This window comes from Alcanivorax sp. 97CO-5 (genome assembly GCF_000524665.1).
GTDB classification, from domain to species: Bacteria; Pseudomonadota; Gammaproteobacteria; order Pseudomonadales; family Alcanivoracaceae; genus Alcanivorax; species Alcanivorax borkumensis.
This window is the reverse complement of sequence record NZ_KI965888.1, coordinates 365773-388754: the sequence shown is the minus strand read 5'-3', so window position 1 is coordinate 388754 and position 22982 is coordinate 365773. Positions and strand designations below refer to the sequence as shown.

The 22982-nt window shown below is 55.7% G+C and carries 18 protein-coding genes; 3 read left to right on the top strand and 15 right to left on the bottom strand.

Features of this window, described 5'->3' with window-relative positions; genetic code table 11:
* Positions 1 to 94: 94 nt before the first annotated feature.
* Both Y017_RS07825 and Y017_RS07820 read right to left on the bottom strand, forming a co-directional pair.
* On the bottom strand, positions 95 to 2350 hold the full coding sequence (locus tag Y017_RS07825) for a TonB-dependent receptor domain-containing protein (RefSeq protein WP_231483438.1): 2256 nt from the start codon (positions 2348 to 2350) through the stop codon (positions 95 to 97).
* A 204-nt stretch (positions 2351 to 2554) separates the two neighbouring features.
* Entirely contained in the window at positions 2555 to 4051 is a 1497-nt protein-coding gene (locus Y017_RS07820; protein ID WP_011589754.1) for an amidase, read from the bottom strand.
* Positions 4052 to 4201: 150 nt separating this feature from the next.
* Here Y017_RS07820 and Y017_RS07815 point away from each other — a divergent pair, with 150 nt between their 5' ends.
* Positions 4202 to 5212: a zinc-binding alcohol dehydrogenase family protein gene (locus tag Y017_RS07815; protein ID WP_011589755.1), complete on the top strand. Its 1011-nt coding sequence runs from the start codon at positions 4202 to 4204 to the stop codon at positions 5210 to 5212.
* A gap of 93 nt (positions 5213 to 5305) precedes the next feature.
* Here Y017_RS07815 and Y017_RS07810 read toward each other — a convergent pair whose 3' ends face one another.
* Positions 5306 to 6340 (bottom strand): metal-dependent hydrolase, encoded by a 1035-nt coding sequence (locus Y017_RS07810; protein ID WP_035460063.1) that lies wholly within the window; start codon positions 6338 to 6340, stop codon positions 5306 to 5308.
* 90 nt (positions 6341 to 6430) lie between these two features.
* Positions 6431 to 7003, bottom strand: coding sequence for a DUF2780 domain-containing protein (locus tag Y017_RS07805; protein ID WP_035460061.1), 573 nt, complete (start codon positions 7001 to 7003; stop codon positions 6431 to 6433).
* 310 nt (positions 7004 to 7313) lie between these two features.
* On the opposite strand from Y017_RS07805, the gene Y017_RS07800 reads away from it, so the two are divergent.
* The gene (locus Y017_RS07800) at positions 7314 to 9500 is read left to right on the top strand and encodes a TonB-dependent siderophore receptor (protein WP_035460058.1); all 2187 of its coding nucleotides are present in this window, start codon (positions 7314 to 7316) and stop codon (positions 9498 to 9500) included.
* A gap of 48 nt (positions 9501 to 9548) precedes the next feature.
* On the opposite strand, the gene Y017_RS07795 is transcribed toward Y017_RS07800, so the two are convergent.
* The 3 genes from Y017_RS07795 to Y017_RS07785 all read right to left on the bottom strand — a co-directional run bounded on the left by Y017_RS07795 (position 9549) and on the right by Y017_RS07785 (position 11601).
* Complete coding sequence (locus Y017_RS07795; RefSeq protein ID WP_011589760.1) at positions 9549 to 10397, bottom strand: S1 RNA-binding domain-containing protein; 849 nt, start codon at positions 10395 to 10397, stop codon at positions 9549 to 9551.
* Between the two features lie 82 nt (positions 10398 to 10479).
* Positions 10480 to 11016, bottom strand: a complete 537-nt coding sequence (locus Y017_RS07790) for a DUF2058 domain-containing protein (protein ID WP_011589761.1) — start codon at positions 11014 to 11016, stop codon at positions 10480 to 10482.
* Positions 11017 to 11076: 60 nt separating this feature from the next.
* Positions 11077 to 11601, bottom strand: coding sequence for a DUF4262 domain-containing protein (locus tag Y017_RS07785; RefSeq protein ID WP_011589762.1), 525 nt, complete (start codon positions 11599 to 11601; stop codon positions 11077 to 11079).
* 148 nt (positions 11602 to 11749) lie between these two features.
* Between Y017_RS07785 and Y017_RS07780 the strand changes: the two genes are divergently transcribed.
* Entirely contained in the window at positions 11750 to 12493 is a 744-nt protein-coding gene (locus Y017_RS07780) for a TIGR04219 family outer membrane beta-barrel protein (RefSeq protein ID WP_035460162.1), read from the top strand.
* A gap of 200 nt (positions 12494 to 12693) precedes the next feature.
* Here Y017_RS07780 and Y017_RS07775 read toward each other — a convergent pair whose 3' ends face one another.
* From Y017_RS07775 to thiC, 8 genes are all read right to left on the bottom strand, one after another.
* A complete protein-coding gene (locus tag Y017_RS07775) occupies positions 12694 to 13584 on the bottom strand; it encodes an acyltransferase (RefSeq protein WP_011589764.1) in 891 nt (296 codons plus the stop codon).
* A gap of 162 nt (positions 13585 to 13746) precedes the next feature.
* Complete coding sequence (gene parC, locus Y017_RS07770; protein WP_035460055.1) at positions 13747 to 15984, bottom strand: DNA topoisomerase IV subunit A; 2238 nt, start codon at positions 15982 to 15984, stop codon at positions 13747 to 13749.
* Between the two features lie 199 nt (positions 15985 to 16183).
* Entirely contained in the window at positions 16184 to 18070 is a 1887-nt protein-coding gene (gene parE / locus Y017_RS07765) for a DNA topoisomerase IV subunit B (RefSeq protein WP_011589766.1), read from the bottom strand.
* A 79-nt stretch (positions 18071 to 18149) separates the two neighbouring features.
* Positions 18150 to 18740 carry a YqiA/YcfP family alpha/beta fold hydrolase gene (locus tag Y017_RS07760; RefSeq protein ID WP_011589767.1) on the bottom strand — a complete coding sequence of 197 codons (591 nt, stop codon included), beginning with the start codon at positions 18738 to 18740 and terminating at the stop codon, positions 18150 to 18152.
* 193 nt (positions 18741 to 18933) lie between these two features.
* A complete protein-coding gene (cpdA, locus tag Y017_RS07755; RefSeq protein WP_011589768.1) occupies positions 18934 to 19740 on the bottom strand; it encodes a 3',5'-cyclic-AMP phosphodiesterase in 807 nt (268 codons plus the stop codon).
* A 205-nt stretch (positions 19741 to 19945) separates the two neighbouring features.
* A complete protein-coding gene (locus Y017_RS07750; protein ID WP_011589769.1) occupies positions 19946 to 20404 on the bottom strand; it encodes a DUF1249 domain-containing protein in 459 nt (152 codons plus the stop codon).
* The gene (locus Y017_RS07745) at positions 20401 to 21036 is read right to left on the bottom strand and encodes an NUDIX domain-containing protein (RefSeq protein ID WP_035460053.1); all 636 of its coding nucleotides are present in this window, start codon (positions 21034 to 21036) and stop codon (positions 20401 to 20403) included. The genes Y017_RS07750 and Y017_RS07745 overlap by 4 nt, the downstream gene beginning before the upstream one ends.
* Positions 21029 to 22903, bottom strand: a complete 1875-nt coding sequence (gene thiC, locus Y017_RS07740; protein WP_011589771.1) for a phosphomethylpyrimidine synthase ThiC — start codon at positions 22901 to 22903, stop codon at positions 21029 to 21031. Before thiC ends, Y017_RS07745 begins: the two co-directional genes overlap by 8 nt.
* Between the last annotated feature and the right edge of the window lie 79 nt (positions 22904 to 22982).

Genomic DNA, 22982 nt, shown 5'->3' with positions numbered 1-22982 from the left:
AATAGTAAAACGGCATGGCGAATTCCTTCACCATGCCGTTTTATTTTCAATCTCACGACGACACTTGAGTGCAGCCCAGTTTTCGGAACATCACTTAGAAGGTCGCTTGCAGACCCACCCAGAAGTTACGACGGGCATCCTTATTGTTGTAGTCATCGTAGTACTCCACATCATAGCCACCGCTACCGTCATTCACGAAGCCCACATCATAGGTAGTAAAGTCTTCATCCAGCAGGTTGTTAATCCGGGCATGCAAGGTGACAGATTTGTTGAGCGCCAAACGGGCACCAAGGTGATAAATCTCATAGTCCTTCCAGTATTCACCACCGCTGGCATCTGTACTGCCAAAGCCCCGGAAGCGATCTTGGCGCCCTTCTACCGTCAGAAACATGGCAAACGCCTGGGTGGTTTGCCAATCCAGCGTGCCGTTAAACATATGCCGTGCTGTACCGGTGAGGGGGTAGCCTTTCTCTTCCCCGCTTTTCTGTTCACTGTCGATATAGGTGTAATTGGCACGTAGCGACCAACGCGGAGAGATCTGGTAGCGCCCTGCCACTTCCACACCTTGAATCACCGCTTCATCCACATTCATTGGCTGGGTAACAATACCGCCCACCGTGTCATAGTCCCCTAGGTCCACACAGGGCGTTTGTCCACCAGTGGCTGAACACAACGCGCTGTCTTGGCGAACAATCTTGTCTTTAAAGTCGTTATGGAACACCGTCAGGTTAGCGCTATGTCGGTTCGGACTTTCCCAATAAAGAGCGATTTCAGAATTGACGCTGGTTTCCGGCTCCAAATCCGGGTTGCCCACCCAGGGGCGTGTGCCCTGCCCGCCAAAGCCGGTAATGCCGTCGTATAAGTCAGTGGTTTTGGGGGTCTTATAGCCCGTGCTGACACCGCCTTTCACTGTCCAGCTTGGTGAAAGCGTATAAACACCATAGAGGCGCGGGCTAATCTGATCGCCAAAGGTTTCATGGTTGTCGTAACGCACACCCGCTGTCAGCGTAAACGGCTCCACCGGCGTCCAGTTATCTTCGGCATACAGCGCCCATAAATTATTCTCAAACACCTCGCCCGCGTCACCACTCTCTAGGCCGAACACGCCATCTTCCAACTCACCGCGAAGAATCTGGGTACCTACCACCACAAAGTGCTGATCATTGATGGGCAGGTCCAGCTTACCGTCCAGGCGCAGCTCGCTGCTTTCCAAAGTCCGCTCCGGGCGTGGTAAGAAAGTGGAGCCTAGCACGGCAAGGCAGGCGTCACTGCCGGCATCCGCAACACAATCCGCATTGGTCGCAACGATGTCGTCATATTGCTGACGCTCATCCGCGGTTAGTGGCAAGGTGCGCCCTTCATTATTGGTGGACAAATAGGTCAACGAAACATTGCTCAAACCAAAGCCCCACTCGCCCTCGTGAGTCAGCGCTATTTGCTCACGGGTGAACTCCTGGTCTTGTGCATAGCCCGCCCGAGGTAGGCGGTCAGCGCTATCATGGGTACCCAACTGACTCTCTGAGTTGTCGTAGGTTTGCACGGAATCATCATAATCGAGCGAGATACGCTGATTATCCGTGGGGGTCCATCTCAAAGTGAAACCCAGAGCCGTGTCCTCATTGTCTACAGTACGACCACCACTGCCGAAACCCAGTTCTCGCTCCTGAAGTACCCCACTAGGATCGGTCACCGGATCGTATTCCGGGCTAGATGCATCCTGGTCGTAGAGACTGCCTCGCAACGCCAGGCCAAACTGATCGCCCAACGGGCCAGACACGGAGAAATCCGTTGAGGTCGCATCACCGTACTGGTCATATTCCTGAATAGTGCGACTCACGTTGATGCTGCCGCCCCATTTTTCATACTCTTTTTTGGTGATGATATTAATCACCCCACCAATGGCATCCGCACCATAAAGAGTGGACGACGGCCCACGGATAACTTCGATGCGCTCAATGGCTTCTAGCGGCGGCATATGATTAAACTGGTTGCCGCCAAAATTGTTGGGGTAGATATCGCCGTGGTTATTTTGCCGGCGGCCATCAATGAGGATTAGCGTATAGTCCGCCCCCATGCCGCGCATGGAGATAGTGGACTGGCCCGTCTTGTCACGGGTTTCCCCCACGTCGACCCCTTCCAGCTCACGCACCGCATCCACCACGGAGGTGAAAGGCCGGCTATGCAGTTCCTGTTGGCTAATTACCGAAATACTGGCTGGGGCATCGGTAATTTTCTGCTCGAAACCAGCGGCAGAAACTACCGTGACCGCACCCAGTTCATGGACCGTATTCTCTTGCGCAACCGCCGGCATAGCTAAGCCGTTAGCCACAACACCTACCAGAATTGGCATTCCCAAAGACCGCTTCATCCTCTACCCCCGTATTGCCATATCAATCAAAACGGGGGAGAGTATTCCCTAAACAATAACCATTATCAAATGCGAACAATATTTATTTTGTAATGTTTGTAAGCTTTCCTCTGATTGTTGACCAACGAGGAGAGCAACATTCGGGAACCTTGCGAACCATCTCTTGCGATACGTTCCGACAGGGCATTACATCGGCACCTTATTGAACCACGGAGCCGCCTCTTCCAGTTGCGCCGCCAGCGCCAGCAGCTTGCCTTCATCCCCATGGCCACCAACAAACTGGGAACCCAGCGGCAGGCCCACGTTTCCTGAAGAAGAATCACACCAGTGCAGTGGCACCGACATGGCAGGCACACCAATGACATTGGCAAACTGGGTGAACGGCATGTATTTGAAGTTCTCTATGGCCACCTGCTCAATCATGCCGGTCTTCATTAACAGCTTTTCCCCGCCGACCTTGAGCAACACCTTCAGAGCGGTCTGCTGCCACGGCGGTGTCGCCATAGCGCCGATACCGACAGGGGGGGACGCCAGAGTAGGGGTCAACCAGAAATCGTACTGCTCCAAGAAGGTATCCATGGCGATCATGTATAACTGCCAACGGGTCTGGCACTTCACATATTCATGGGCCGGGGTAGCACGGCCAAAAGCGGCAATGGCCAAGGTATCCAGCTCAAAGCCCTCATCACCGCAACCGGTCATCGTTTTCACCTCATCCACCTCGGCAGCACACTGGCCAAACCAAACCGATAGCCAATCCATGCACATCTGTTTGGCGTCCATCTGTGGCTCAGCCTCTTCCACTTCGTGGCCCAAGTCCCGTAACAACGCCACGGTTTTCTCCACCGCCCGGATCGCCTCCGAATCCACATCGGTGCCTAGCGGCGAGCGAGTAGAAAAACCGATACGCAGCTTGCCGGGGCGGCTAGCCGCAGACAGGGCGTAAGCTTGCTCCGGCGGAGCAATCTGAAACAGACTACCGCGCTCGTCACCCTGGGTAATATCCAACAGCAACGCACTGTCACGCACGCTGCGGGTCAGCGCGTGGTTTACCGCTATTCCATGCATGGCCTCAGTGAATTCGGGCCCCCAGGGGGTGCGCCCACGGCCCGGCTTGAGCCCGAACAGACCACAACAGGCAGCGGGAATCCGGATACTACCGCCACCATCATTAGCGCCGGCCACCGGTACCACACCTGCAGCCACCATAGCCGCCGAGCCCCCGGACGAACCACCGGGAGTGTGATCTACGTTCCAGGGATTACGCGCCGGCCCGAACGAATCCGGCTCGGTAACGCCCTTGGCGCCAAACTCCGGGGTATTGGTGCGGCCGAATGGTACCAGCCCGCCCTGTTTCCAGCGTGCCACCAGGGTAGAATCTCTTTGCGCATGGACATCACGAGCCTTGCGCGCTTTATTGCCCTGATAGTTGGGCGCACCGCCGATTTCCTGAAAAAGATCTTTTACTAGCATGGGCACACCCGCCAACGGTCCGCTCAATGGCCCCGCGGCGCGCTTTCGGGCCATGTCATACAATGGAATAATCAAACCATTTAATTGCGGGTTCACCGCATCGGCACGGGCAATCGCCAGCTCCAGCAATTCCATTGCCGTGACCTCCCCCCGCGCCACCAGCTCGGCAAGCCCGATGGCATCAAACTGGCGGTATTCTGCAAACTTCATTGTGCTCTCCCTTTCACTATCCCGAAGCGCAGGAATGGCCTGCTACCAGACGATCAATCCATACTGTGGCATAGTCTGCGCAGCCAAGTATGCTTAATCATTGTGAACAGCATTTGAAAGAATACGTTAGCGATCCACGAGGGAGCCAGAATGAAAGCCATTGGATTCAATCGGCCCAGAGCCATAGAAGATGTACACGCCCTGGAGGACATCCAGCTGGACCTTCCCTCGCCCGCCCCCCGGGACCTACTGGTGGCCGTACACGCTATCTCGGTCAACCCCATTGATACCAAGCTTCGCCAACGCCCCCTGGAGCAGCCCGGTTACCGGGTACTGGGGTTTGATGCTGCCGGCGTGGTGGAAGCGGTGGGCGAGGAAGTGGAAAACTTCAACGTCGGCGACCGGGTCTGGTATGCCGGCGCCGTGCAACGCCAGGGCAGCAATGCCCAGTACCAGTGTGTTGATGAACGGCTAGTGGCAAAAAAACCGAATAGCCTGGGCATGCAAGAAGCGGCTGCACTCCCCCTCACCACACTAACCGCCTGGGAGGCCCTGGAAGATCAGCTCGGTTTTCAAGCCGGAGAGTGTGAGGGGAAAAGTGTGCTGGTGATCGGTGGCGCAGGAGGAGTGGGGTCCATCGCTATCCAGCTAGCCGCCCACTATTTTGGTCTTAAGGTGATCACCACTGCGGGTCGCGAAACCTCTGCCAACTGGTGTCAAAGCCTCGGCGCTCATCATATCGTGGACTACCGCAAGCCATTACTAGCGCAGCTGGACGCCATTGGTTGCCCGCAGATTGACGGCATCTTCATTACCCAAAATCTGGACGACTATTGGGCCACTGCCTGCCAAGCCGTCGCACCGCTGGGAGGCATCTGCGCTATCGTCGACGCCCGTGCGCCTCTCGACCTGAACCCCCTTAAGGCCAAGAGCGCGCGCTTCAGCTGGGAATTCATGTTCACCCGCGCCATGTTCGCTACCGACATGCAGCATCAAGGCGACATCCTTACCCGGCTCAGCGAACTAGTGGATCAAGGCACAGTCCAGACCACCGTCAGCGAAGGCCTGGGCACCATTAATGCCGCCAACCTGAAAGAAGCCCACCGGCGGCTGGAGTCTGGCAACACAGTGGGGAAACTGGTTCTTGCTGGCTGGGACTAACCCCGATCATGCCCGGGTTGAATGGCTCTGCCACCATCACCAGCGACGAAAGAAACCGTTACAGCCGCATCCATGAGCGCCTTTACTGTGGGATTAACGGCAACCGCGACCATCCACCGCCGCTGACAAGGTAGACAAACACAACCCCGGCGGACGCGACAGGGTGCGAGACAACAGTGCCGGCCAGGCCTGCGGATGTGTCATCGGTCGAAGTACCCGGCGGGTGGCCATTAAGGGCTGCCACTCTGCCCCTTGGCGGGTAGCCAAAACAAACTGGAATGGATGCAGCCCAGGTAGCCCAAGACGAATATCCGTGGCCAGCAGCTCATCACCATGCACCTCTACCGCCACAAAACCTCGGGTAAAGTGCAATAGAGTTTGCCCCGCGGGAAGCGCCTCAATCGCTGCCAACCGTGACGCATCGCGGGGAAATGATTCCACCTGCAACGGCACATCCTGATCGAGGAGGCCTGTGAGAATTTCTAGCCTCTGTTGCTCACCCAGCACGGTGATCCGCCACAGCAAAGTGGAGAACGGCATTGGCTGCACTAATCGTGGCGCCTCTGAAAGTCCGCGTTCAGCCAGGGCCGGCATGACTCGCTGGGTCATCGCATACTGGGCAGCCAGGCTCCAGACCAGATACAACGAGGACAGCACCAAGCCGCCGATCAGCACCCGTGACGACGACGGTTTTGCTATCGTCCACAGCACGCCAATCAGCAGCGGCAAGGTATAAAACGGATCGATAATGAAGACACTACTAATGGCCACCGGGTCACCTAGGGGCCAGAATAGTTGCGTGCCATAGGTAGTGAATGTATCCAGCAACGGATGGGTTATCAGGCACAAGCCGGTGAATAACCACCAACGCCATAGGGAAATCCGCGTCTGCCAGCGAGCGAGGCAAACGGCCAGTAAAAAAGAGACGGGCAGCAACACCAACAGGGAATGACTGAAGCCGCGATGTTCAGTGAAATTAACCACCGCATCGCCGTAGTCAATCAACACATCCAGATCGGGCAAGGTCCCCAGCAGTGCACCACCGAGTAAAGCCCAGCGACCCAGAGGCCGGGAAAGAACGGCGCCGCCCACAGAGGCGCCCAACACGGCCTGTGACAATGAATCCATGAATTACTCAACAACGCAGACAAGGCGAAAGTCCCCACCCTGCCTGCCAACAGCCCGTCAATACGGCATAAGGCGCCGCTCAATCACACCTTAACCTGCCACACCCCACACACCTTTCAGGCTGTTCAAGGCAGTGGCGCCAACGCCTTCCCCATCCAGAAAGCCGAGAATTTTCGGTGCGAACTGGGAGATCATTTCCGGGCTCAGACCTAGGGCGCTAAAGGCTGTGGATACGCCCTGCAGGGACGAAATATTACCCAGCATGGAAGACGCCACGCCACCACCACTACCCAGCAGCGAATCCAAACCCGGCACCTTGTTCATGATGCCGCTGAACTGATCACCTGACAGGTTGCTCTGGGCCATAGCCAGCAAGGCACCGGCACCGCCTGCCGCCTGTTGCTGCGTGACGCCTAGGTCGGTTGAGAGAGAGTCCACTAATGCCTTGGCTTCACCGGTCACTGCCAGCTGACTGTTGGCGCTATCCATGGCACCGGTGGCAGCTTCATTGGCCTGATTCACGCTGGAGGAGGCCTTGTCAGAGGCGTCACTCACGGCCTTGTTAGCCGAATCAGTTATGGACTTCAGGTCAAACGCCTGGGCCGGCGCACTCAAAACCAAACACAAAGAGGCCCCCATCAGGCCAAAACGGAAAGCGTTCATAGTTACTCCTTAATTATCGTCAATCATCTCTATTCAGAGAGGAATAGTATGGCAAACCTTACCCATGCAAAAAGGCGAGGGCCATCACTTTGTGGCAGGGCTTCTGCGCTTATCTCCGCCGCTACAGCGCCTACAGCATAATCATCGTCCCGGCCTCACAGGTAGCTCCATGGCTACTTTGATTCAAAAATGAAAACCATTATCATTTGCATTAAGTGATTCTCGCCAGGCTCCCCCCAGCTATCACCTTCCCGATGTCCGCATACCCTGCGTGCATCGCTACTGCATACTATTCATTACTGGGGGAACCATGTTTGATTTGCGTTTTTCCGCCCTGGCCAGCCTTATGCTGGCATCCGGCGCGGCATATTCCGACACCATAACCGATAGCGAGGCACATACACTGGGCGATATCCATGTCAGCACCAGTGGCATGGATAAGCATGATGCCAGTATGACCACCGAAGGCACCGATCGATATGGCACAAACGCCACCAATACCGCGACCCGCATGGTGCTGTCACCCCGTGAAACACCGCAATCCGTTTCCGTGATAACCCGCCAGCAAATGGACGACTTCAACCTCAACAGTGTGGCTGATGTCATGCGACGCACCCCGGGGGTGACCGTAAAAACACTGGACACAGAACGCCTGCAACTGTCTGCCCGTGGCTTTGACATCACCAATTTCCTCTATGACGGCATTCCCTCCACGCGGGCCGGCCAGGCGAAACAAGCCGTCCTTTCCGATACGTTCATCTACGACCGCATCGAAGTATTGCGCGGCGCCAGCGGGCTGCTCAACGGCATTGGCGAGCCCTCTGCCACCGTGAACCTGGTACGCAAAAAACCTACCCGTGATTTTACTGGCCAAGTGGGTGTGGAGCTAAACAGCTGGGATGGTTATCGCGGAGAATTCGATGCCAGCGGATCACTGTCCAACAATGGCCGGGTTCGCGGCCGCTTCGTCAGCGCCTACGAACAGGGCGACTCTTTTTTGGATCACTACGAAAACGACAAACAGATCTTCTATGGGGTGATCGAAGCTGACCTATTCGACAACACCTTGCTCACCGTAGGCATGGACTACATGGATCATGATCCCAGGGGCTCCACCTGGGGCGGCATCCCGCTGTTCTACAGCGACGGCGGCATCGCCGACCTGGACCGCGACCTGAACCCGGCCACCGACTGGAGCCGTTGGGCCCGGGATACCCAGACGATTTTCCTGAACCTGGAGCACCATTTCGAAAACGGCTGGTACAGCAAGTTTGCCTACAATAATCAGCAGAGCAACTACGACGCTCAGCTAGCCTCCGCCGGTGGCGGCCAGCTTAATCGCGATGGCAGCGGCAAGACACTATGGGCCGGACGCTATGTAGAAGACAAAACCCAGGACACTTTCGATGTCTACGCCAACGGGCCCTTCACACTGTTTGGCCGCCAACATGAACTGGTGGTGGGTGCCAGTTATTCGGACGCCGAGAGCGATTACACCGGCCAGTCACCGGTCAGTATCAATAACGTGGTACCGGACCTGCTTAATTGGAATGGCGACATTCCAAAACCGGCCTGGGCCGCGCCAACCACCGTGGAGGACCAGAGCAGCAGCCAAACAAGCCTGTACGCCACCGCCCGCTTCAAACCCACTGATCGTCTTGCTGTTATTGCCGGCGGGCAAGTTGTGGACTGGAAACAAGAAACCACAGGCTTTAACGGGCGAGGCCCGATTGACGACGAATCCTATCAGGAAAATGGCGAAGTGGTTCCCTACCTGGGGGTGGTCTATGACCTAACCGATCACCACTCGGTGTACGCCAGCTACACCCGCATCTTTCAACCGCAAACCGTGCGCGACATCAACAATAAAATTCTTGCCCCGGAAGAAGGCAACAGTTACGAAGCCGGCCTGAAGAGTGAGCTCAATGAGGGCCGTCTAAACACCACCGTCGCGGTGTTTCGTATCAATCAGGATAACCTGGCCGAATCCACCGGCCAGCCCATTCCCGGCGGGCCAGCCAACGCCGAGGCCTACCGCGCCGTGGATGGCGCCGAAACCAATGGCGTTGAGCTGGAAGCAGCCGGCGAGATTCTGCCTGGCTGGCAGGTACAGGCAGGCTACACCTACCGCATTACCGAAGACCCGGATGGCGACGAGCTAAACACCACCTCACCGGAAGACATGATTCGTCTGTCCACCCAGTACCGTTTCCGCGGTGACCTGAACGGCCTGACTATCGGCACAGCAGTATCTTGGCAGAACAAAACCTATGCGTTCGTAACCCGCCCCGGGGCCAGCGCCGACTACAAGTTCGTTCAGGAAAGCTACACGCTGGTGGATTTGATGGCCCGCTACCAAGTCACCGCCGCCTTGTCCGTGGGCGCCAACGTGAGCAATCTGACGGACGAAAAGTACTTCAATAACCTGGGGTTTTATAACGGGGGTTACTGCGGAGATGCTCGCAAATACAGCCTGAACATGGACTATCGATTCTAATTGTCACGCGGATAGCGCCCCGGATGGAATACGTCGGGGCGCTATCCACTATTCGCCTTCAGGAAAGAAGATACGTTCTTTCTCAATGACAATCCGGCGGGCCTTGTAGAGGCCGCCAATGGCTTGCTTGAAGGCATTCTTGCTGCAACGGAAGGTCTGAAAAATGACTTCCGGCGAACTCTTGTCACCCAGTGGCAACTCGCCGCCGGCGTTTTCCAGCGCCGCCAGAATCTGTTCCGTTAGCCCATCACTCTTGGCCGCCCCCGGCGCATTCAGGGAAAGGCTCAGTTTCTGATCCTCACGCAAACGCTGCACATAGCCGGTCACCCGCTGGCCCGGACGCAGCGGGGCGCGTAACTCGCTGGCCGCAATCATCCCCCAGGCATGATCATCCACCACCACCTTGTAACCCAGATCGGTGCTGTGCGCCGCTACCAACGACACCTCATCACCCTGCTGATACGCCTGGCAGGTATCTGATAGGAAACGGTCCAGTTGGGCGCTGACCATCAGTCGTCCTTCCCGGTCCGTGGTCAACATCACCAACACCCAGCTTTCTTCCCGCACTGGACCTTTCTGTTCGGCAAACGGCAGCAGCAAATCCTTAGGCATGCCCCAATCGACAAACGCACCGATCTTGCTGGTGGACACCACTTTCAATAACGCCACCTGCCCAAGCTGTATTCTCGGGGTCCGCAAGCTCGCCATGGGGCGAGCTTCACCGTCACTGTACAGCGTCACCATGACACTGTCCCCGGGAGCCAGAGACTGGTTTTCCACTTCCCGCGACGGCAGCAGCACCTCGCCCAGCTCGCCGCCATCGAGCAGCAAACCATTGCGGATGACCTTTAGGATTTCAAGGGAATGGCGGGTGCCCAGTTTAGGGGTTACGGTCATGGCTCTGGCCTGCTTGGTTGAAAACGTGAGTGGAGGAATCTGCGGAACCCTGGACTGTCGCTTGTAGCAGGTACAGCACGCCTTACCACATCAAATCGTCAGGGATCGGAAAGTCCTTATAGGGATCATCTTCGTCCACCGTTTCAGTGCCACGCTCATTGAGCAACAACACCGCAGCTTCGTCCCGTTGACGAATCTTTTCCGCTACCACAGTGGGCACCAACTCGAAGCTCTCACCTAAGGCGACAATGGCGATCTGCCCCCGTTCCAATTGCTTCTGCTGGTTACCGGTTACGTAGGCTTTTTTTATCTTCTTGTCCTGCACGAACTGGAAGGCGACCTCTCCATTTCGCTCTAGCCGACTTTGCTCGATCATCTGCTTGATCTGTGCGGCGATTTCTTTCTTTTCACGCTCGGCCTTACGCTGGGCCTCACGCTGGCGGTCTGCCTCGGCCTTTTCCTCGCGCAGGCGGCGGGCACGATCTGCTGGATCTTCCATCTCGATTTCGCCGCGCTTGGCTTTGTTTACATCCTCGCGCTTCTGCTGCTTGGCCTTGCGGGCTTTTTTCTCGTCCGCCAGCCCCGCTTTCATTAATTGCTTCTGCAGTGAGTTCGCCATGATGCTCTCTCTTTCTCCATAAACAGATGCCCCCTCTCAGGAAGGGCCGTCGACAGACTATTAACGCTGGCCTAGCGGCGAGGCCGGAGCCTTACCCAGCAACGGCTGAGCACGATGAAAACGCGCATCATAACCGGGCTGCCAAGGGAACACGCCTTTCGGATCTGGCCAGACCATCTGCAACGCCGGATACGGTGCCGGCAGGCTCTGGTAGAACCAGTTAGCGAAACCCAGATATTCCTTGTAGTGCGGAAAAGCCACCGGCAAGAACATCACTTCAAGACCATCGGCAATGTCGTTATACAGGCGGTACGGCTGATAAGGTTTTTTCAGCCCACGAATACGAACCGCCGCGCTATCCAACAATTTGCTGGCCAGTGCGTCTTTCAGGCCGACCACAATCAATTCCGGGTGATTCAGATTGAGAAAGTGCCCCACGCTGAACGTATAACCGGGCAGGCCATCACCGCCGGAAACGGCAAAGTGGTGCCAGCCCTTGCGCTGGATATCGGCCAACAGCGTTTTATCTTCAGCATCTTCCGGCTGCGGGTAGCGAAATTTGCCAGGCATTTCATCAAGGAACATAGGGTCATCATCGGTTCAGGCAGCACCTTAAGGCACTAACAAACAATTAACACGGTATGTTCGTAATGATAGCAGACTCCGCATGGACTTGGTGCCACCCTCCACACCTGCAATACTGGAACAAATTCAGAATAATGAGGGCTCCTTCATGAAACGTGCCAGCTTACTCCTAACCGCGCTATTGACCACCGCCCCTTTCGCCCATGCAGCCCCCGGCCTGACCATTTATGGGGGTGGCTATACTTGGGACACAGAACTGGAAGGCCATGTAGCGTCTGGAGGATCGGACATCAGTATGCAAGATGAGCTAGGCTTCGATGAGGCGGACCAAAACGTACTTTATTTGGGCGTGGAACATAGCGTACCGCTGGTGCCCAATGTTCGCCTGCGTTATATCGATCTATCCGATAGCGCCAGCAGTATCATCAGCAGAAACATTGAATTCAACGGACAAACGTTTGTTGCCAATACTCGGGTAGCCACTGATTTCGACCTGGAAATGGTAGACGGAACCCTTTATTTCAGTCCTCTCAACAACGCTATTAAGGTCGACCTTGGCCTCACCGTGCGGCGTATGGACGGCGATCTTCAACTCGACGGCCCAACGGAAGAAACCAGCCTGAGCATTAATGAAACCGTCCCCATGCTCCATGGCGGCATCCGAGCGAAGCTGCCCCTATCCGGCCTGTATGTGGGAGGGGAAGTAAACGCCATTGCCTATGATGGCAGCAAAATGAATGACTATAACGCTCGGATAGGCTGGCGCTCGGATTATCTGTTAGGGCTGGAGCTGGGGTACAGCCGCATGAATATCGTGCTCGATGACGTGAATGATCTGGATACCGACCTGGATATTGGCGGGCCCTACCTTGCCATTTCACTGAGTTTCTAAACCGTTAGCCGCCCACGCCTGGGGCCTGAGCGGCCCTTGGCGTGCAAGCCGAATGAAACCTAGCATAACCGGACTGACAGCCGGCGTTACCCAAGAGCACGCTAACCTCAAAGACGTAACCCGACATCAGGCGGTAGCGCCGGCGCGAAGGCAGGCCGAGGGCTGACACCTACGCCACCTACGGATGGCACCGCTGGCGGTTATTGAGCGTCTTGGAGCTCGCGACGAATCGCATCAATGCGCGCATCTTTTTGCTGCCAGAGTTCGCTCACCCACTGCTGAATTTCTTCACGAAACACTGGATCTTCCTGGTAATCACTACGCCACAGGCGCGGCTCTAACGGGCAGGTTCTCACGTCCACAATGACCCTTCGCACCTTGCCACTGAGCAAATCCCAGAACCCCGGTGTCTCGCCATCCGGGTACACCACCGTCACATCCAGCAGCGCATCCAGGTTATCGCCCAGCGCAGCCAACACAAACGCTACCCCACCCGCCTTTGGTTTGAGCAGATTACGATAAGGGGACTGCTGTGCCGCATGTTTCGCTGGGGTAAACCGGGTGCCTTCCAAGAAATTCACCACGGTCACCGGGATACCCTGGAACTTCTCACAGGCTCGCCGGGTAATCTCCAAATCTTTCCCTTTCAATGCGGGGTTCTTTTTCAGGAACGCTTTGCTGTAGCGTTTCATGAACGGGTAATCCAACGCCCAGAAGGCCAGCCCCAAGAACGGCACCCAGATCAGCTCTTTTTTCAGAAAAAACTTAAAGTACGGTGTTTTGCGATTGAAGGTCTGCACTAGCGCCGGAATATCCACCCAGGATTGATGGTTGCTGACCACCAAGTAAGAAGTATCCTTGCGCAATGCTTCGGCTCCACGAATATCCCAGTGGGTCGGTGTGAGCAGCGTAAAAATCCCCTTACAAATCTCCGCCCAGCTTTCCGCAATCCACATGACCGTAGCTGAACAGGCACGCTTTGTTGCAACACCAGGCAGCACCAGCTTTAAAAGTGCCACCAACAACATCGGGCCAATTAAAATCACTGTGTTGAGAAACAACAGAACAATGGCAAGAATTCCCGTCAGCATGTCGCGAAAACCTCGTTAATACGATTAATCTTTATGCGTTCGCGCTAAATTACCCCGGCGAACCTTTACCATTAAGGGAGCACTCACCACAGCAGCATACCCTGCGCACAGCGAGAAAAGGCCGATCGCATTTCCGACCTTATCCCGTCTACACCCGCACGATCAGCCCTTACGCTCCACGGCCATGGCGTCCACATTCTGGAAACCACGGGGCAGCTTCGCGCCACGGCGCCCCCGCTCACCATAGTAGTGTTCCAAGTCATTGGCTTTCAGGGTCAGGTGGCGCTTACCCGCATAGAGGGTCAACGCGTCATTCGGCCCAACTACTTGAACATCCTGTACGAACTCCACCCGATCCGCCACGCGGGCGCCGGGAATCGACATCATCTTGTTGCCCTTACCGCGGACCATTTCCGGCAACTCGCTTACGGGGAATACCAACAACCGGCCTTCGTTTGACACCAGGGCAATCAAATCATCTGTGGTTGAGGCAATCGGTTGTGGCGACAAGACCCGCGCACCTTTAGGTACATTAAGTACCGTCTTACCGGCTTTCTTGTTGGCCAACAAATCCGCATAACGCACCACGAAACCGTAACCTGCATCGGTGCTCATCAAGTACGCGTCCTTGTCTTTACCCATCACTGCTGCCACAAAGCTGGCACCGGAGGGTGGGCTCACTCGGCCAGACAGTGGCTCACCCTGCCCCCGCGCACTGGGTAGAGTATGTGCGGGCAAAGAATAGGTTCGCCCAGTGCTATCGATAAAGCACACCGCCTGGTTAGATTTACCTTTGGCGCAGGCCTTGTACTTATCACCAGCCTTGTAACTCAGCCCTTCCACATCCACTTCATGGCCTTTAGCGGCTCGCACCCAGCCTTTTTCCGAGAGCACTACCGTTACCGGATCGGCACTGAGCAGATCGCTTTCATCCAACGCCTTGGCGTCCTCACGCTCCACCAAAGGAGAGCGACGGTCATCACCATATTTCTCGGCGTCGTCCTTCAACTCCTTGGCAACCAGCTTCTTCATTTTCGCCATGGAGCCCAAAGTGGTTTCCAAGTATTCGCGTTCTTCGTTGAGCTCATCTTGCTCACCGCGAATTTTCATTTCTTCCAATTTCGCCAGGTGGCGCAGCTTCAATTCCAGAATTGCTTCTGCCTGGCGATCACTGACACCAAAGCGCTCCATCAATACCGGCTTTGGCGCATCCTCGGTACGGATGATGTGAATCACTTCATCGATATTAAGGAATGCTGCCAGTAAGCCTTCCAAAATGTGCAAACGTTCCAGTACTTTATCGAGGCGGTGTTGCAACCGGCGACGCACCGTCACCATGCGGAACTGCAGCCATTCGTTGAGAATCATGTCCAGGCTTTTCACCTGGGGGCGGCCATCGATGCCGATCATGTTCAGATTAACCCGGTAGTTTTTCTCCAGGTCAGTGCTGGCAAAAAGGTGGCTCATCAACTGTTCCACATCCACCCGATTAGAGCGCGGCGTGATCACCAGTCGGGTGGGGTTTTCGTGGTCGGATTCATCACGCAGATCGCTGACCATGGGCAGCTTTTTCTTGTTCATTTGGTCCGCGATTTGTTCCAGCACCTTGGCGCCAGACACCTGATACGGCAGCGCCGTCACCACAATATCACCCTCTTCACGCTCATACACCGCGCGCTGCTTGAGAGAGCCTTTGCCCTGTGCATACATGCGAATGATGTCGTTGATTGGGGTGATTACTTCTGCTTCGGTAGGGAAGTCCGGGCCCTGAATGTATTGCATCAAATCATCCAGCGAGGCGCCGGGATCTTTCAGCAAATGGATGCAGGCATTGGCTACTTCGCGCAAATTATGCGGTGGAATATCGGTACTCATGCCCACCGCGATACCCGTAGTGCCATTGAGTAACACATTGGGCAAGCGAGCTGGCAACAACTTAGGCTCATCCATGGTGCCATCAAAATTAGGCAGCCACTCCACTGTCCCCTGCCCCAACTCGGACAATAGCACTTCCGCATACGGTGCCAATTTGGACTCGGTATAACGCATGGCAGCAAAAGATTTTGGATCGTCTGCGCTGCCCCAATTACCCTGGCCATCCACCAGCGGATAGCGATAACTGAACGGCTGGGCCATCAACACCATGGCTTCGTAACAGGCCGAATCACCATGGGGGTGATACTTACCCAATACATCACCCACGGTACGGGCCGATTTTTTGTATTTGGCCGTATTTTTAAGACCCAGCTCGCTCATGGCGTAAACAATGCGCCGCTGCACCGGCTTCAGACCATCGCCAATATTGGGCAAAGCCCGATCTAGAATCACGTACATGGAGTAATCCAGATACGCTTTTTCGGTATATTCCTTTAACGGAAAACTTTCAAATTCGTCAGCCATTTTTGCTCGCTATACTCGCTGGCCTGCACGCTAATAGCGTCACGCAACACATTTTCTGCATTGCCTTTCTGCAATCAACGCAGCACGTCAGCTGCTCTATTTTTAAGTTCGAACCCATTTAAAAGCCAGCACAACCATCATGCTTACATCTTTCAGCACATGCAGCCTTAGAGCGCGGTGGCGTGTCGCGTGTCAGCGTCTATATCTCTGCCAGGTTGCCTTTTTCTTCCAGCCAAACCTTGCGATCAGAAGCCCGTTTTTTGCTTAGCAGCATGTCCATCAGCTGGTGAGTGCCGTCGTCGGTGGACACATCCAAGCGCACCAGGCGGCGGGTATCGCGGGCCATGGTGGTTTCGCGCAATTGCAACGGGTTCATTTCACCCAGCCCTTTAAAGCGGGTTACGTTGACCTTGCCGCGTTTTTTCTCCGCCTTGATGCGATCCAGCACGCCATCACGCTCTTGCTTGTCCAGGGCGTAATAGACTTCTTTGCCCACATCGATGCGATACAACGGCGGCATCGCCACAAATACATGGCCCTGTTTCACCAATGCGGGGAAATGACGCAGAAACAGCGCGCAGATCAGCGTGGCAATGTGCAAACCATCAGAGTCCGCATCCGCAAGGATACACACCTTGCCGTAACGCAGGCTGCTGAGATCATCACTGCCCGGCTCGATGCCAAGCGCCACCGCGATATCGTGAATTTCCTGGCTACCCAAGACCTCGTTGGAATCCACTTCCCAGGTATTCATGATCTTGCCTCGCAGCGGCATAATCGCCTGATAAACCCGATCTCGGGCCTGCTTGGCACTGCCGCCCGCCGAATCCCCTTCCACCAGGAAAATCTCACTCTGGGAAGGGTCATCACTGGTGCAATCTGCCAGTTTGCCGGGCAAAGCCGGGCCACTGGTGACTTTTTTTCGGGTGACTTTTTTGGCGGCCCGTAGTCGCTTCTGGGCATTATTGATGCACAGATCCGCCAGCTTCTCGGCCTCATCGGTATGTTGGTTCAGCCACAGAGAGAAGGCGTCTTTTACCACCCCGGAAACAAACGCCGCGGTCTGACGGGAGCTCAACCGTTCTTTGGTTTGCCCGGCGAATTGCGGGTCCTGCATTTTCACGCTAAGCACGAAGGCCGCACGGTCCCAAATATCTTCCGGCGTCAGCTTGACTCCCCGGGGCAACAAATTTCTAAATTCACAGAACTCGCGCATGGCCTCCAACAGGCCGGAACGCAGCCCGTTTACATGGGTGCCGCCCTGGGCCGTGGGGATCAGGTTTACATAGGCTTCCTGAACCAGTTCGCCGCCTTCAGGTAGCCAGGTGACAGCCCAATCCACCGCTTCTGTTTCCGCGCTCATGGCACCGTTAAACGGCTCCGCAGGAACCCGTTCCCACCCGGTACTGGACTCCAGTAGATATTCAATCAAGCCATCATCAAACTGCCAGGCATCGCTCTCACCGGTTTGCTGATTATCCAGCGTCACCAACAAGCCGGGGCAGAGAACCGCCTTAGCCCTCAGCAAATGTTTGAGACGGCTCACCGATATTTTCGGCGAGTCGAAATACTGACTGTCTGGCCAGAAGCGCAAGATGGTGCCGGTATTGCGCTTACCAACCGTATCGATTACTTCCAGATCACTGCGTTTCTCGCCATCACCGAATTCCATACGGTGCAGTTGGCCATCGCGCTTGACCAGAATTTCCAGCTTAGTGGACAAGGCGTTAACCACCGACACACCTACGCCGTGCAGACCGCCACTAAACTGGTAGTTGTTATTGGAGAACTTACCCCCGGAGTGCAGGGTGGACAGAATCACTTCCACGCCGGGCTTTTTCTGTACCGGATGCATATCCACGGGCATGCCGCGACCATCATCCTCCACTTCCACGCCGCCATCTTTGAATAGGGTGACTTTGATCGATTTGGCGTGGCCTGCCAGCGCTTCATCCACCGAGTTATCGATCACTTCCTGGGCAAGGTGGTTGGGGCGCGAAGTATCGGTGTACATGCCCGGGCGCTTACGCACCGGGTCCAAGCCCGACAACACTTCAATATTTTCGGACGTATAGTTATTGGTCATAGATTTTCCAGCAGCACCTCACGCAGTGCGCCAGAGGCGAGACATGCTCTACCGCATGTCCCGCCCCTAGCGTCGGGCATCAGGCGTGTATTTCAATCCCACAAAACCGCAGCATCAGCGGAATGAAGGCGTCAAAGTTATCAAAGCCGTGACTGCCACCCAAGCCACAATAACGGTGACAGTCGCCGTAATAGTCCCAGCCATCTTCCCAGTCCAGGGTTTCGTCACCCGTCTGGGTCAGCAACAATAGATTTTCCGGCTGGGTGAGCTCTGCTACCTCATAGCGGCGCAACTGCTCCAGCCAAGCCGGATCGAACTGATAGGCTTCGCCAGTATGGTAGTTATGCTGGATACCTGTGTATTTGTCCAGTAGTCGCCACGGCCTTACCGCAGGATTTACGATTGCAGCCTTCAAACCATGGTGCTCCGCCAGCCAGGTGGCGTAGAAGCCGCCCAACGACGATCCCACTAGGGCCACCGGGCCAGCCCCAGCAATGGCTGCATCCAATTCCGCCATGGCCAGCACTGGCGAAGGCGGCAATGCGGGCACGACCAACCGTTCCGGGCAGCCCGCTTGCTCAAACACTGATCGCAACAACCCGGCTTTATGGGATGCTGGTGAGCTATTGAAACCGTGGATATAAATAAGAGACGTTTCGGGGACCGGCATAATCTTTCCTGATGACTGCACTATCCGGAAGTGTGCCGGGATGGGGAAGAGTTGCAAGTTCAAAGTTAAAAGCACGAGCGTGATCCTCAAGAGTATCTCTTGAGTGCCCGTTGTTCAGATTATCCCTGCAACGCGAAGAGATGACCGATAAATGGTCTGCCCTAACCCCACGTTTCAACTTCCAACGTTAAACTCAATACCCTTTGATGGTGAAATCTACCTCGAAGGGAATGCCCTCCACCCGGCTCACCGCCGTGTCGATCTGGCCATTCGGATGCAAGTCCAGCCAACGGTAACCGGGGCTGGCATCATCCACTGCGAAGTCTTCACTTTTGGGTTTGAACTGCACACAGGTGCTAGGCACCGCCATCATCCGCACGCCGTTGCGGTGCTTATCATATTCTTGGTGCACATGCCCCCAGATAATGGCACGCACTCGCTCATGGCGATCAATGACTTGGAAAAATTTGTCGGCACTGCCCACCACCTGAGCATCCAACCAAGTACACTCCATCGGTACCGGGTGATGATGCAGACATACCATCAGATGGTCTCCGGTGGCGTCACGCAAAGCACTATCGAGGAATGACAGATCCCCGTCGAATAACTCACCTGGGACCTCACCAGGAATGGTGGAGTCGAGCATGACGATGGTCCAATTACCCACGTTAAGCACACAGGGGCTCATTTTTTCGCGGTGGGCACCCAGCGCCTGCAACATGGGAGCGGGCTTATCGTGATTCCCTTCCAGCCAGTAAACGGGCACATCAAAACCCGACAAAGTGCGATCTAAGCGTTGGTAGGATTCGTAGGAAGCATCCTGAGACAGGTCCCCGGTGGCCAGAATCAGATCCGGATTGGGTTGCTCCTTGCGGATTAGTTCCAGCACCTTGTCCAGGCTGAATTGGGTATTTAAGCCCAGCAGCTTACCTTCCGGATCGGCAAACAAATGGCAGTCTGACAACTGCACAACGCGAAGGGGTTGCAACTGCTGCGTCAAGATCCCCGCTCCCTTAACTATTTATATAATATCTTTTGCCTGTTCCTCCCTGTACTCCCCAGCACCGCGGAACAGCTCTGCTTGACACTTATAACCAAGATGATGGCACTTTTCTAGGACACATGTCCAAGAGCAGGAATTGGTTACCAATTCTCCACATAGCGTGACACGAAAGGTTGTTTATTGACTAAAAGCATGCAAGCAATCAGCCACCGGTGACTTGTTGTCGCCAAGCTTGACCACTGTCGCGGCCATGATCGTGTAGGTGACGCAACCATTCTGCCAAAAAGCGGTTCCACTGCACTTTCTCGTCCCGCTGGTGCATGTTCCGATTGGGGTAGGCATAACGGGCATTTACCCGCCGAAAAGGTCGAGCTTCGGTAACTTCTGCTAGGCGCGCATCATGGTACATGCGCACGGTAAGGCGGGACGCCGGCAGCGTAGCCAGCAGCTCCTGATCCTCCAGGCGCACCGTAGTGGTATAGGGGGAACGCTCCAGCACGCTCATCTGCAAAGTATGGGAATGGTGATCATGGCCCACTTCCACAGCCATGCTGTCACGCTCCCCCAACGCTTTCATCAAGGGCAACAGCCGCGCATAGTTTTCCTCGCACTGAGTCATCAGCGCACGGAAATCCAGCTGGTAGCGATCGCGGCGGCTCACTTACCTCCCCAACCCGCATCCAACCGGGCACGATTCAACAGCAACCATTGCAGGGCAATCAGCGAGGCCGCGTTATCTACCTGGCCACCATTCAATAACGCAGGAATGTCATCAGCACTCATTGTCACGGCACGAATGTCTTCACCTTCGTCTGGACAACCAAAAATACCACCCGCACCAGCCAAGTCCGCATGGCCCACAAACAACTGCAAGCGCTCATTGGTACCACCCGGGCTGGGCATGTAAGCGGCAATCGGTTCCAGGGTGCCCAAGGTCAGCCCCGCCTCTTCCACCGCTTCGCGACGAATCAGGTCGGCAGCGCTCTCGCCATCCTTGTCTGCAATGCCCGCGATCAACTCCAGGCACCAAGGGGTATCTCGCCACTCCAGCGCGCCGACTCGAAACTGCTCCACCAGCAAAATCTCGCCACGCACCGGATCATAGGGCAACACGGCCGCTGCCGGTGGGCGCACAAACAATTCCCGGCGGACAGGCTCGCCCCAGCCCCCGTTATAGTGCTTGTGGCGCAGGGTCAGGGTATCCACCCGGAAAAAGCCTTGGAACGGGGTCTCCCGCGCCAACACTTCCACGTCCTGAGGGCCAAATGGCGGTGTTAACGAATGATTACTCATGGGCCTCATGATATAGCGCGGAGCCCTGCTCTCGAAACTCCTTGGATTTTTCTTCCATGCCCGCTTCAGCCTGAGCCACCTGGGCGGTGCCGTCACCATAGATCTCGCGGACTTCTTGGCTGATCTTCATGGAACAGAACTTGGGCCCGCACATGGAACAGAAATGCGCCACCTTGTGGGCCTGCTTTGGCAGAGTCTCATCGTGATACTCGCGGGCACGATCCGGATCCAGCCCCAGGTTGAACTGGTCTTCCCAGCGGAACTCAAAGCGGGCCTTGGACAGCGCATTATCGCGCAACTGGGCTCCCGGGTGACCCTTCGCCAAATCCGCCGCATGGGCTGCAATCTTGTAGGCGATGATGCCTTCTTTCACGTCTTCACGGTTCGGCAGCCCTAGGTGCTCCTTGGGCGTCACGTAGCACAGCATGGCAGTGCCATACCAACCGATCATGGCCGCGCCAATGGCACTGGAAATGTGGTCATAACCCGGAGAAATATCAATGGTCAGCGGGCCAAGGGTGTAAAACGGCGCTTCCCCGCAGTGCTTCAGCTGCTCGTCCATGTTGGCTTTGATCATGTGCATGGGCACATGGCCCGGCCCTTCGATCATCACCTGCACATCATGCTTCCAGGCAATTTTGGTCAGCTCGCCCAAAGTGCGCAGTTCGCTGAATTGGGCTTCATCGTTGGCATCTGCCAAAGAACCCGGACGCAAACCATCACCCAGGCTGAAGGTCACGTCGTAGGCCTTCATGATTTCGCAGATATCTTCGAAATGGGTGTAGAGGAAGCTTTCTTCATGGTGCGCCAGGCACCACTTAGCCATAATCGAACCACCCCGAGAGACGATACCGGTAACGCGATTAGCGGTCATCGGCACATAACGCAGCAGCACACCCGCGTGAATGGTGAAGTAGCTCACCCCCTGCTCCGCCTGCTCGATTAAGGTGTCGCGGAAAATTTCCCACGTCAGGTCTTCGGCTACGCCGTTAACCTTTTCTAACGCCTGATAGATCGGCACCGTACCGATGGGCACCGGCGAGTTACGCAGAATCCACTCGCGGGTTTCGTGAATGTTGTCACCGGTGGACAGGTCCATCACCGTGTCGCCGCCCCAACGGGTGGCCCAGGTCATCTTCGACACCTCTTCCTCGATGGAGGACGTCACCGCCGAGTTGCCGATATTGGCGTTGATCTTGGTGAGAAAGTTGCGGCCGATAATCATCGGCTCAATTTCCGGATGGTTGATATTCACCGGAATCACTGCTCGACCACGGGCCACTTCATCACGGACGAATTCCGGCGTAATTTCCGCCGGAATCGCCGCACCAAAACTCTGGCCGGGATGCTGGTTCACAGGCAGGCCCGCTTCGCGATGTTCACGCAAGCGCTGATTCTCGCGGATGGCGATATATTCCATCTCCGGGGTGATGATCCCCTGGCGCGCGTAGTGCATCTGGGTAACATTCTTGCCCGCACGGGCACGACGAGGAATGCGAGTGTGCTCAAAGCGTAGCCCTGCCTTGGCAACATCATTGGCTCGCTTGCGACCATACTCACTGGTCAACCCGGCCAGCTGTTCGGTGTCATCACGCTCAGCAATCCAGGCATCCCGAATTGGGTTCAGCCCTTTACGGATGTCGATATAGGTATCTGGGTCGGTATAAGGACCAGAGGTATCATAAACCGACAGCGGTGGGTTATCCTCGAACTTTCCGTCCGCCAAAGGGGTCGGATGCTGCTGGATTTCCCGCATGGGCACACGAATATCCGGGCGCGACCCCGTGACATAGATTTTTCGTGAACCGGCGATAGGCTGACAAGATTCGTCAATGGCGTTGGCGATGGGGCGCTGATCGTCTGGCACGTCGGCCTCCAGAGGCTAAAATAAAGGAAATTCAGGAATTGCGACACTATACGTCAGCGCCCAGCAGCCAAACAACCGC